The organism is Campylobacter sp. 1569, assembly GCF_024723675.1.
GTDB classification, from domain to species: Bacteria; Campylobacterota; Campylobacteria; order Campylobacterales; family Campylobacteraceae; genus Campylobacter_D; species Campylobacter_D jejuni_C.
In genome coordinates this window covers 39,911-51,347 of the sequence record NZ_JANQDB010000010.1, presented here as the reverse complement: position 1 = coordinate 51,347, position 11,437 = coordinate 39,911, and the positions used below count along the sequence as shown (strand labels likewise).

Sequence of the window (11,437 nt, the reverse complement as noted above, 5' to 3'; positions counted from 1 at the left end):
GTGCCTGATTTTTCAAAATTAAGTGTTAATTCTATATTAGATGCATTAGGTCTTGCATTTTTTAGTATGTCTTTGGGTGTTTGTGTGATTTTAACTTATGCAGCAAGTTTACCTGATAAAACAAATTTTATAAGTAGTGCTTTAAATATTATCATTATTAATACTATCATTGGTTTAATGATGGGGCTTATTGTTTTTACTTTTATATTTGAATTTGGAGCTGATCCTACTCAACAAGGCCCAGGGCTTATATTTATATCATTAACAACGCTTTTTGCAAAATTAGGACTTTTGGGAAATATTTTAGCTGTAGCTTTTTTTATTGCATTGTTTTTTGCAGGGATTACTTCAGCTATTTCCATGATAGAACCTTTTACTTTTTATCTTATAAATCGTTATCAAATTTCAAGAAAAAAAGCTTTGGTTTTTGTGGGTATGATTGTTTATTTTCTTGGAAGTTTATCTATACTTTCTTTTTATCACGTAAGTGCATCAAGTTTAAATTTCTTTGGAAAAAGCTTTTTTGATATTTTAGACTTTTTCATACAAAATTTATTAATGCCAATTTCTGCTTTAATTACAGCATTTTTTGTAGGTTTTGTACTTAAAAAAGAAGCTTTGCAAATTTTATTTCAACCATTTATGCGCGGGGTGTATTTTGAAATTTGGTATATCTTTTTAAGATACATTTCTCCATTAGCGGTTGTTTTAATCATGGCTAGACAGCTTTTTTTCTAAGGTATTAAAATGAATGATAAATTTTCTAAAATAGGTTTTGTATTAGCCGTTGCAGGCGGGGCTATAGGGCTTGGAAATGCTTGGAAATTTCCAACCTTAGTAGGTCAAAATGGTGGTTTTGCCTTTGTGCTTTTGTACTTGCTTTTGACTATTAGTATAGGATTTTGTGTATTTTTGGCTGAAATTGCCATGGGAAGATTAAGTCAAAGTGATCCTGTCAATGCTTATAAAAGCTTAGCAACTAAGTATGCTCAAAAATGGAAATTTGCTGGATTTTTTATGCTTGGTGGAATTTTCGTATTATCTTTTTATCTTGTTATTATGGGTTGGGTTTTAAAATACATGATAACTTCGATTTATTATCTACCTAGCAATACTCAAGAAGCAGGAGTTTTATTTGGAAATTTAATACAAAATAGTATTTTAGAAAGTAGTTTGTATTTTTTAATTGCTTTTTTTCTTACTTTATTTGTTGTTTCAAGAGGGGTTAAGAGTGGTATAGAAAAACTGAATGTTTGGATTATGCCAAGTTTGTTTATCATGCTTGTTTTAATGCTAGTGTATTGTTTTTTTCAAGATGGTTTTAAGGAAGCTTTTGCCTATTTGTTTTATCCTGATTTTACCAAACTTAGTTTAAACTCTGTTTTAACAGCTTTAGGTCTTGCTTTTTTTACTTTATGTTTAGGTATAGGTTGTATTACCACTTATGCAGCTTCATTAAAAGATGATACAAATTTAATTACAAGCTCAATTGTAATTGTGCTTTTAAATATCAGTATAGGTTTGATGATGGGGCTTATTGTTTTTACCTTTATATTTAAATTTAATGCCAATCCCGCAGAAGGTGCTGGACTTGTATTTATATCTTTAACAACTTTGTTTTCTAATTTAGGCACTATTTTCGGGCATTTTTTAGCCTTTTATTTTTTCTTAGCTTTATTTTTTGCAGGAATTACTTCAGCAGTTTCTATGATAGAACCTTTTACTTTTTATCTTGTGAATGAATATAAAATTTCAAGAAAAAAAGCTTTGGTTTTTATAGGTTTTGTAGTTTTTCTTTTAGGGATGAGTTGTATTTTATCTTTTAGTGCTAGTTATGGAGCTAGTTTTAGCTTTTTTGGTCTAAGTTTTTTTGATATTTTGGATAAATTAACTTCTAATTTTATGCTCCCGCTTGGAGCGATTGCAAGTGCTATTTTTGTGGGATTTTTTGTAGATAAAATGAAAATCTATAATTTATTTTCTAAATTTATGAGTAAAGCTATTTTTGAAGTATGGTATTTTTTACTTAGATTCGTTGCGCCTGTTGCGATTATTATCATTATGTTAAATCAAATTTTATAAATTTATTTTTTAAGAAAGTAGAGTTATAATTGCAAAGATGTAAAAATAAGGAAAAATTATGGCTAAAAAATTAATTGATGTAATGGATACCACATTTAGAGATGGTTTTCAATCTGTTTATGGTGCTAGAGTTTTAATGAATGACTTTTTTCCTGCCCTAGAAGCAGCCAAAGAAGCAGACATTAAGCATTTTGAATTTGGTGGTGGAGCAAGGTTTCAAAGCTTATTTTTTTATTTAAATGAAAATGCTTTTGAAATGATGGATAAATTTAGAGCCATTGTTGGAAAAGAAGCAAATTTACAAACCCTTGCAAGAGGGGTTAATACTGTAGCACTTGATACAGGTAGTAAAGAAATTATTGACTTGCATGCAAAAATGTTTGCAAAACATGGCACAACCACCATAAGAAATTTTGACGCATTAAATGATGTAAATAATTTAAAATTTAGTGGAGAATGTATAGTTAAGCATGGTTTAAAACATGAAATTACTATTACTTTAATGGATTTACCTCCAAAATGTAAAGGTGCGCATGATGTACCTTTTTATGAAAGAATTTTAAAAGAAATCTTACAAGCACAAATTCCTTTTGATAGTATTTGTTTTAAAGATGCAAGTGGAACTTCAAATCCAAATAAAATTTATGAAGTTATTAAAATGGCTAGAAAAAACCTGCCTGAAAATATGCATATAAGATTACATACGCATGAAACTGCAGGGGTGAGTATAGCATGCTATTTAGCAGCTTTAGAAGCAGGTGTTGATGGTATAGATTTAGCTGCAGCTCCTGTTAGTGGTGGTACTTCTCAGCCTGATATTTTAACCATGCTTCATGCTCTAAAGGGAAGTAATTTTGATCTTGGTTTGGACGAAGAGAAAATTTTAAAATATGAAGAAGTATTAAAAGATTGTTTAAAAGATTATTTTTTACCACCTGAAGCAACAGCGGTAAATCCTTTAATACCTTTTTCACCTATGCCAGGTGGGGCATTAACTGCTAATACACAAATGATGAGAGATAATAATATTTTAGATAAATTTCCTCAAGTTATAAAAGCCATGCAAGAAGTAGTAGAAAAAGGTGGTTATGGCACTTCGGTTACTCCTGTATCGCAATTTTATTTTCAACAAGCTTTTAATAATGTAATGTTTGGACCTTGGAAAAAAATAGCAGATGGATATGGAAAGATGGTTTTAGGATATTTTGGAAAAACACCCGTTGCTCCAGATCCTGAAGTAATTAAGCTTGCAAGCGAGCAGTTAAAATTAGAGCCAACTACAAAATTAGCAACAGATATTGCCGATGCAGATGAGAGTAAAAGCATAGCTTATATTAAAAACTTATTGGAAAAAGAAAATTTAGAAACAAGTGAAGAAAATATTTTTATCGTTGCAGCTTGTAAAGAAAAAGGCATAGCTTTTTTAAAAGGCGAAGCTAAGGTTAATGTTAGAAAAAATAGCAAATTAAAACCAAGTCTTGTTAATGAAAATCAATTTACCGTTTCAGTTAATGGTAACAAATACCATGTGGAAGTAAGTGCAGGTTTTGATAGAGATGTTAATGTTAAAAGTGCTGTAAAAGTAAGTAGCAACAACACAGAAGCTAAAAAAGTCCAAACGAGTGATAATGCTATTGTTGCAAGTATGAATGCAAATGTATTTAAAATTTTAGTCAAAGAAAATGATAGTGTAAAAGCAGGGCAAGTTGTAGCTGTACTTGAAGCTATGAAAATGGAGATTGAAGTTAATGCAAGTAAAGATGGAGAAATTGCAGAACTTTTAGTAAATGCTGGTGAGAGTGTAAGTGAAGGCCAAGCTTTAATGACTTATAAATAAGGAGGCAAAAATGATAGGTTTAGAAAATTTAGGTTTAGAAAATATCGGACAAGTTTTTCATAATCTTAGTTATGATGAGCTTTTAAAACACGAAAAAAACAATAATGAAGGTGTATGTACTAAAAATGGTACTTTTAGTGTGGATACGGGAATTTTTACCGGAAGAAGTCCTAAGGATAAATATTTTGTAAAACAAGATCCTTCACAAAAATATATTGCTTGGGGTAAGATTAATCAACCTATTAGTGAGAAGTTATTTGAAAAACTTTTAGCAAAAGCTAAAAAACAACTTAGTAATAGTGATATTTATATCCAAGATGCATATTGTGGAGCTTCATTAAAAAGTCGTAAAGCTGTGCGTTTTGTAACTCAAATTGCATGGCAAGCGCATTTTGTAAAAAATATGTTTATTCGTCCAAAAGAAGAAGAACTTAGTGAGTTTAAACCTGATTTTGTGGTGTATAATGCTTGCAAATGTATTAATGAAGATTATAAAAAAGATGGTTTAAATTCAGAGGTTTTTGTCATTTTTAACATAGAAAAAAATATAGCAGTAATTGGTGGAACTTGGTATGGTGGAGAGATGAAAAAAGGAATTTTTTCTATGATGAATTATTGGCTTCCACTTGAAAATAAACTTTCTATGCATTGTAGTGCTAATGTTGGAGAAAAAGGTGATGTAGCGCTTTTCTTTGGACTTAGCGGTACAGGTAAAACTACTCTTTCAACTGATCCAAAAAGAAAATTAATAGGCGATGATGAGCATGGTTGGGATGATGAGGGTGTGTTTAATTTTGAGGGAGGTTGTTATGCAAAATGCATTAACCTTGATCCTCAAAGTGAGCCAGAAATTTATGGAGCTATAAAGCAAAATGCACTTTTAGAAAATGTAGTTTTAAAAGATGATTTAAGCGTTGATTTCAATGATGGTTCTAAAACTGAAAATACTAGAGTTTCTTATCCGATAGAGCATATTTTAAATCACGAGCCAAGCCTTAGTGCAGGTCATCCTAGTAATATCATTTTCCTTTCAGCGGATGCTTTTGGTGTTTTACCTCCGGTTAGTAAGCTTAGTAAAGAACAAGCAATGTATTATTTTCTAAGTGGTTATACTGCTAAAGTAGCAGGAACTGAAAGAGGCATTACCGAACCTGTTGCGACTTTTTCAGCTTGTTTTGGAGAAGTGTTTTTGCCATTACACCCAACTGTTTATGCAAAACTTTTGGGCGAAAAAATCAGCAAGCATAATGTAAATGTTTATCTGGTAAATACTGGTTGGAGCGGTGGAGCTTATGGTGTAGGTAAAAGAATGAGCATTAAAGCTACTAGAGCTTGCATTAATGCGATTTTAGATGGTAGCATACAAAATTGTGAGTTTGAAAACTATGATTTATTTAATCTTGCAGTTCCAAAAGAATTAGCGGGTGTAGAAAGTAAGCTATTAAATCCTATTAATACTTGGGAGGATAAAAAAGCTTATGAAAAAACTAAATTAAAGCTTGCGAAAATGTTTATAGAAAATTTCAAACGCTATGAAGATGTAAAAGAAGGAGCAGAATTTAAATTAGCTGGTCCTGCTATCTAAAAAGAGTTAAGCTCTTTTTAGAATAGTGATTCAGGATTGATTTGGGTTTCTTTATTTTTTGGAAGCTCAAATCCACCTAACATATGAAAATGTAAATGGAAAACTTCTTGCCCGCTATTTTTCCCACAATTTGTGATTAATCTATACCCGCTTTTATCTAGTCCTAAAAGAGTAGCTAGTTCTTGGATAAATTGTGTCATTTCACTCATTAATTCAGGTCTTAATTCTTGAAAGTTTTCAAAATGCTCTTTTGGAATGATTAAAATATGAATAGGTGCTTTAGGATTGATATCATGAAAAGCTAAAAATTTTTCACTTTCTAAAACTTTATTAGCAGGGATTTTTCCTTCTACGATTAGTTCAAATACGGTTTTTTCTCTCATTTAGTAATCCTTTTTTTTGTTATTTTTTGCTAATTTTAAATAATTTTACATTAGAATGTTTAAAAAAAATTTAGTTGGAGCTAAAATTGCAAGATATGATAGAAAAAATTGCTTCTGTAAATACTTTAGCAGAGCTTGAAAATATAAAAGTAAGTGTTTTAGGAAAAAAAGGTATTTTGACTTTAGAATTTGCAAAGTTAAAAGATTTGCAAGGTGAAGAAAAAAAAGAATTTGCCAATGGTTTAAATAAAACAAGAGATGAATTTAATGAGGCTTATCAAATAAAATTAAAAGAATTAGAAGAAAAAGCTTTAAATGAAAAAATGAAACAAGATGTGCAAGATTTTAGCTTTTTTGATGAAACTTCAAATGCAGGTGCTTTGCACCCAATCATGCAAACTATGGATAAAATCATAGAATATTTTACAGCTTTAAATTTCAGTATAGAAAAAGGGCCTTTGATTGAGGATGATTTTCATAATTTTGAAGCATTGAATTTACCACAAAATCATCCTGCAAGAGATATGCAAGATACTTTTTATTTTGAAGATAAAACCTTGCTTAGATCTCAAACTTCTCCAGTTCAAATTAGAACTATGCTATCTCAAAAACCACCTATTAGAATGATAGCACCAGGTGCAGTTTTTAGAAGAGATTTTGATATTACTCATACCCCTATGTTTCATCAAGTAGAAGGACTTGTGGTAGAAGAAGGCGATAAGGTAAATTTTGCAAATTTAAAAGATATGCTAGAGCATTTTTTAAAACATATGTTTGGCGATGTAAAAGTGCGTTTTAGACCAAGTTTTTTTCCATTTACAGAGCCATCTGCTGAAGTAGATATTTCTTGTGTGTTTTGTAAAGGTTGTGGATGTAGGGTTTGTAAGCAAACAGGATGGCTTGAAGTTTTAGGATGTGGCGTTGTTGATCCTAATGTTTATAAATTTGTTGGTTATAAAAATGTAAGTGGCTATGCTTTTGGTTTGGGTGTGGAGCGTTTTGCTATGCTTTTACATAAAATTCCTGATTTGCGTTCTATGTTTGAAGGTGATTTAAGATTATTGGAGCAATTTAGATGATTATTAGTAGAAATTGGTTAAATGAATGGATTGATTTAAGTGAAATATCAACACAAACTATAGTAAATACTTTAAATTCTATAGGATTAGAAGTTGATAGTTTCAAAAGTGTTAAAGCTCCCCAAAAAGTTGTAATAGGTAAGGTTTTAGAAAAAGTTAAACATGAAAATTCAGATAAATTGAATATTTGTAAAGTAGATGTTGGGAATGAAATTTTACAAATTGTTTGTGGCGCAAAAAATGTTGATAAAGATCAATTTGTAGCCGTATCTTTAGTAGGTGCAGTGCTTCCTAGCGGACTTGAGATAAAACCTGCCAAACTTAGAGGGGTTGAATCTATGGGTATGATTTGCTCTTCTAGTGAGCTTGGTTTTGGAAAAAGCAATGAAGGTATTATGGTTTTAGATGAAAGCATGGGGGAGTTGGTTTTAGGAAAAGCTTTAAATGATTATGAACTTTTTAATGATGAATTAATTGAAATAGAACTTACTCCAAACCGCGGGGATTGCTTGAGTTTATATGGTGTTGCTAGAGATTTGAGTGCAGCACTTGATTTAAATTTAAAAGAATTAAACCCTTTAAAAGAAAGTGAAAATAGCGTAGGTATAGGAAGAATACTAAGTGTTAAAAATCAAAGTGATGTTGAAGGATTTTTTGCTTATAAGGCACTAGAGATTAAAGAAGAATTTAAGTTAAATATCACGATACAAATTCGTCTTGCTTTGATTGAAGCATATAAAAATAACAACATAGAAAATCTTTTAACTTATGCAACTCATGCAAGCGGAGTGATTTTTTGTGCTTATGATTTTCATAAGCTTTGTCAAGAATGTCAAATCGATGAAAAGATTGTTTTAGAGATTAAAACTCAAGAACATGGAGAATATGGGGTTTATTATAAAGATGAGTTGATTGCTTTAGCAGGTATAGAGCAAGAAGATAAATTTAAAATCAATGATGAGAGTAAAATCATCATTATAGAAGCAAGTTATACTCATCCTCAAACTATAGCAAATGCAATAGCCTTTTATAAAAAGAAAAATGACACTATATATCGTTCTTTAAGAGGCAGCGAGCCTAAGCTTTCTTTGGGAATGGAGTATTTATTTAATGAGTGCTTAAAAATTAGTGCAATGAGTGTTTTTTCAGGAAGCCAACAAGTTTTTAAAGAAAATGAAGCAAATATTATTGGGATTTTTGGTGCAGAGGTTGATAAAATCATTGGTATGCCTATAGATAAAAATAATTTAGTCAAAATTCTTAGAAAACTAGGCTTTGAAATAAGTGTGGTAAATGATGAACAATTTAATATTAAAATTCCACTTCACCGTAGTGATATAGTAAATATAGCTGATATTAGTGAAGAGATAGTAAGAATTATTGGTATTGATAATATCCCATCAAAAGCTTTAGAATTTAAAGAAAAAAATCGCTTAAATCAAGTATATTTTGATTATCAAGAGCTTAAAAATTTAAGATTAAAAGCAAGTAGCAATGGATATTTTGAAAGTGTGCATTATGTTTTGGATAATGAAGAAGAATTAAGTCAGCTAGGATTTAAATGTATTAAAAACAAACTCATTAATCCTATTACTAACGAACTTAATACTTTAAGAAGTACTTTAATAAATCATCTTTTAAATGCAGTAAGCTTTAATCTAAGAAATTCAAAAAAGAAAATTAAACTTTTTGAATGTGGTAGTGTTTTTGATGAGTTTTCAAACGAGCATGCTAAATTTGCGATGATCTTTAGTGGTTACAAAGAAGAAGCTAAAATCATAAATAAGGCCAAGCCTGTTTTAGTGGATTTTTATACTTTTTTAGCAGAATTAAAGAGCATTATAGGTGAGTTTAGTTTGCAAAAATCAGAATACGCATTTTTAAGCCCATATGAGCAAGCAAATGTATATAAAAATGGCAAGCGTATAGGATTTATAGGTAGAGTGCATTTAAGTATAGAAAACAAAAGAGATTTGGTTAAAACTTATATTTGTGAGCTTGATTTAGAAGGGTTAAAACAAGACTTTAAAACTGCTAAAGCTTATTCTAAATTTCCATCTATGAGCAGGGATTTAAGTATAGTTATACCTAAGGGTTTTGAATATGAAAAAATCAAACACACTATTGCTAAATTAGATATTGAAAGATTAGAAAGTTTTAGAGTAGTAGATTTATATACAGATGAGAATTTAGGCGATTTTTATAGCTTGACTATTAATTTAGTATTTAGAGATTTTGAAAAAACCTTAGAAGATAATATTATTCTTGGATATATTGATAAAATCATCAAAGCTTTAGATGATGAACATGGTTTAAAACTTCGATGAAAATCAGTCCTATTTCATCTTTTAAAGTAGAGCTTGAAGATATAGCTTCTGATAAGTCTATATCTCATCGCTTTGCTATCTTTTCTTTGCTTACCCAAGGAACTTGCAAAATTAAAAATTATTTAAAAGCCCAAGATACCTTACATACCTTAGCAATTATTCAAGCTTTGGGAGCTGAAGTTGAAGAAATTAATGGATTAATTTATATTAGAGCTCCAAAATATATAAAATCTCCAAATTGTGTTTTAGATTGTGGCAATTCAGGTACAGCTATGAGACTTTTAATAGGTCTTTTAAGTGCTATCGAAGATGAATTTTTTGTACTTAGTGGAGATTGTTATTTAAATGCTAGGCCGATGAAGCGGGTAAGTGAGCCTTTGATGAGTTTAGGAGCTAAAATTTATGGAAGAGCTAATGCAAATTTAGCACCTATTTGTATACAAGGAGCCAAGTTAGAAGGTTTTGATTTTAGTAGTAATATTGCCTCAGCTCAGGTAAAATCAGCTTTAATTTTAGCAGCTTTATTTGCCAAAAAAGAAAGTTATTTTAAAGAAATTGAGCTTTCAAGAGATCATAGTGAGATTATACTTAATAAAATGGGAGCTTGCATTGAATATTTAAATGAGGATAAAACTTTTATTAAAATAAATCCTTTAAAAGAAAAATTAAAAGCATTTGAAGTATGTGTACCAAATGATCCATCATCAGCCTTTTATTTTGCCTTAGCCGCTTGTATTTTGCCTCATTCAAAAGTAGTTTTAAAAAATGTTTTGTTAAATAAAACACGCATTGAAGCCTTTAAAATTTTAGAAAAAATGGGTGTAAAAATTACTTATAATACTACTAATGAAGATTTTGAAAGTATTGGAGAAATTTATGTTGAAAGTGCGCCCTTAAAAGCGATAAATGTGAGTGAAAATATCGCATGGTTGATTGATGAAATTCCAGCTTTGGCTATAGCTTTTGCTTGTGCAAAAGGAAAAAGTACTGTAAAAAATGCTAAAGAATTACGCGTAAAAGAAAGCGATAGAATTAAATCAATTGTATTAAATTTGCAAAAATGTGGCATAAAAGTAAAAGAATTTGAAGATGGTTTTGAAGTAGAAGGTGGCGAAGCTAAAAGTGCTAAAATAGAAAGCTTTGGAGATCATAGAATTGCGATGAGCTTTTTAATTTTAGGTTTAAGATGTGGAATGGAAGTAGATGATAGCGAATGCATTAAAACTTCTTTTCCAAATTTTATTGAGATTTTAAAGCAAATAGGAGCTAAAGTTGGAGATTGAGCTAGCAAAAAGTTATGGATTTTGTTTTGGAGTAAAAAGAGCCATTAAAAAGGCTGAGCAGATTAAAGATGCAGCTACTATAGGCCCTTTAATTCATAATAATGAAGAAATCACAAGACTTTGGAAAAATTATAATGTTAAAACATTAAATGATATCAATGAATTAAGCACAGAAAAAAAAGCCATCATTAGAACCCATGGAATTACAAAACAAGATTTAGAAAAATTAAAGCAAAAAGATATGGAAATTTTTGATGCTACATGTCCTTTTGTGACTAAACCTCAAAAAATTTGTGAACAAATGAGCAATGAAGGCTATGAAGTGGTAATTTTTGGCGATGAAAATCATCCTGAAGTAAAAGGGGTTAGAAGTTATGTAAGTACTAAGGCTTATGTAGTGCTTGATGAAAAAGAATTGCTTGATATTAAATTGCCTTCTAAAATTGCAGTGGTATCACAAACTACAAAAAAAGTAGAAAAATTTATGGAAATTGTAAATTATTTAATGCTCAGGGTTAAGGAAGTGCGTGTTTTTAATACTATATGTGATGCAACTTTTAAAAACCAAGAAGCAATCAATGAACTTGCCAAGAAAAGTGATGTAATGATAATAGTTGGAGGAAAAAATTCAGCCAATACTAAGCAACTTTTTTTAATAGCAAAAAATTACTGCGAGGATAGCTATTTAATCGAAAATGAAAAAGAAATTCAAAAAGAATGGTTTAGTGGTAAAGAAAAATGTGGTATTAGCGCGGGTGCTTCTACACCTGATTGGGTGATTAATTTGGTTTTGGAAAAAATCAAAGAATACACCAAAATTAACTAAGTTTAAAGAAAACAATACTATAATCAAGAATTAAA

9 protein-coding genes are annotated in these 11,437 nt (G+C 30.1%); 8 read left to right on the top strand and 1 reads right to left on the bottom strand.

Translation table 11 applies throughout. The features are described from left to right. The 4 genes from CAMP5060_RS06025 to pckA all read left to right on the top strand — a co-directional run. On the top strand, window positions 1-738 hold a 738-nt coding region (locus tag CAMP5060_RS06025), incomplete at its 5' end, for a sodium-dependent transporter (protein WP_337218069.1). Between the two features lie 9 nt (window positions 739-747). Then, the gene (locus tag CAMP5060_RS06020; protein WP_214125829.1) at window positions 748-2,082 is read left to right on the top strand and encodes a sodium-dependent transporter; all 1,335 of its coding nucleotides are present in this window, start codon (window positions 748-750) and stop codon (window positions 2,080-2,082) included. Between the two features lie 58 nt (window positions 2,083-2,140). After that, window positions 2,141-3,919: a biotin/lipoyl-containing protein gene (locus CAMP5060_RS06015; RefSeq protein WP_337218068.1), complete on the top strand. Its 1,779-nt coding sequence runs from the start codon at window positions 2,141-2,143 to the stop codon at window positions 3,917-3,919. A 10-nt stretch (window positions 3,920-3,929) separates the two neighbouring features. Then, window positions 3,930-5,504 carry a phosphoenolpyruvate carboxykinase (ATP) gene (pckA, locus tag CAMP5060_RS06010; RefSeq protein WP_337218067.1) on the top strand — a complete coding sequence of 525 codons (1,575 nt, stop codon included), beginning with the start codon at window positions 3,930-3,932 and terminating at the stop codon, window positions 5,502-5,504. Window positions 5,505-5,521: 17 nt separating this feature from the next. Here pckA and CAMP5060_RS06005 read toward each other — a convergent pair whose 3' ends face one another. Then, on the bottom strand, window positions 5,522-5,887 hold the full coding sequence (locus tag CAMP5060_RS06005; protein WP_039626806.1) for a histidine triad nucleotide-binding protein: 366 nt from the start codon (window positions 5,885-5,887) through the stop codon (window positions 5,522-5,524). Between the two features lie 86 nt (window positions 5,888-5,973). Here CAMP5060_RS06005 and pheS point away from each other — a divergent pair, with 86 nt between their 5' ends. The 4 genes from pheS to CAMP5060_RS05985 are packed head-to-tail and all read left to right on the top strand — an operon-like array spanning window position 5,974 to window position 11,402. After that, the gene (pheS, locus tag CAMP5060_RS06000) at window positions 5,974-6,966 is read left to right on the top strand and encodes a phenylalanine--tRNA ligase subunit alpha (protein WP_087699975.1); all 993 of its coding nucleotides are present in this window, start codon (window positions 5,974-5,976) and stop codon (window positions 6,964-6,966) included. Then, a complete protein-coding gene (gene pheT / locus CAMP5060_RS05995) occupies window positions 6,963-9,293 on the top strand; it encodes a phenylalanine--tRNA ligase subunit beta (protein WP_214100295.1) in 2,331 nt (776 codons plus the stop codon). Before pheS ends, pheT begins: the two co-directional genes overlap by 4 nt. Then, the gene (gene aroA / locus CAMP5060_RS05990) at window positions 9,290-10,576 is read left to right on the top strand and encodes a 3-phosphoshikimate 1-carboxyvinyltransferase (RefSeq protein WP_214100296.1); all 1,287 of its coding nucleotides are present in this window, start codon (window positions 9,290-9,292) and stop codon (window positions 10,574-10,576) included. Before pheT ends, aroA begins: the two co-directional genes overlap by 4 nt. Then, entirely contained in the window at window positions 10,566-11,402 is an 837-nt protein-coding gene (locus CAMP5060_RS05985; protein WP_087699982.1) for a 4-hydroxy-3-methylbut-2-enyl diphosphate reductase, read from the top strand. The genes aroA and CAMP5060_RS05985 overlap by 11 nt, the downstream gene beginning before the upstream one ends. The last annotated feature ends 35 nt before the right edge of the window (window positions 11,403-11,437 follow it).

Excerpts from the sequence above, each read along its gene's own strand:
- CAMP5060_RS06020 (WP_214125829.1), top strand. The coding sequence starts at position 748 with ATGAATGATAAATTTTCTAAAATAGGTTTTGTATTAGCCGTTGCAGGC.
- CAMP5060_RS06015 (WP_337218068.1), top strand. The coding sequence starts at position 2,141 with ATGGCTAAAAAATTAATTGATGTAATGGATACCACATTTAGAGATGGT.
- pckA (WP_337218067.1), top strand. The coding sequence starts at position 3,930 with ATGATAGGTTTAGAAAATTTAGGTTTAGAAAATATCGGACAAGTTTTT.
- CAMP5060_RS06005 (WP_039626806.1), bottom strand. The coding sequence starts at position 5,887 with ATGAGAGAAAAAACCGTATTTGAACTAATCGTAGAAGGAAAAATCCCT.
- pheT (WP_214100295.1), top strand. The coding sequence starts at position 6,963 with ATGATTATTAGTAGAAATTGGTTAAATGAATGGATTGATTTAAGTGAA.
- aroA (WP_214100296.1), top strand. The coding sequence starts at position 9,290 with ATGAAAATCAGTCCTATTTCATCTTTTAAAGTAGAGCTTGAAGATATA.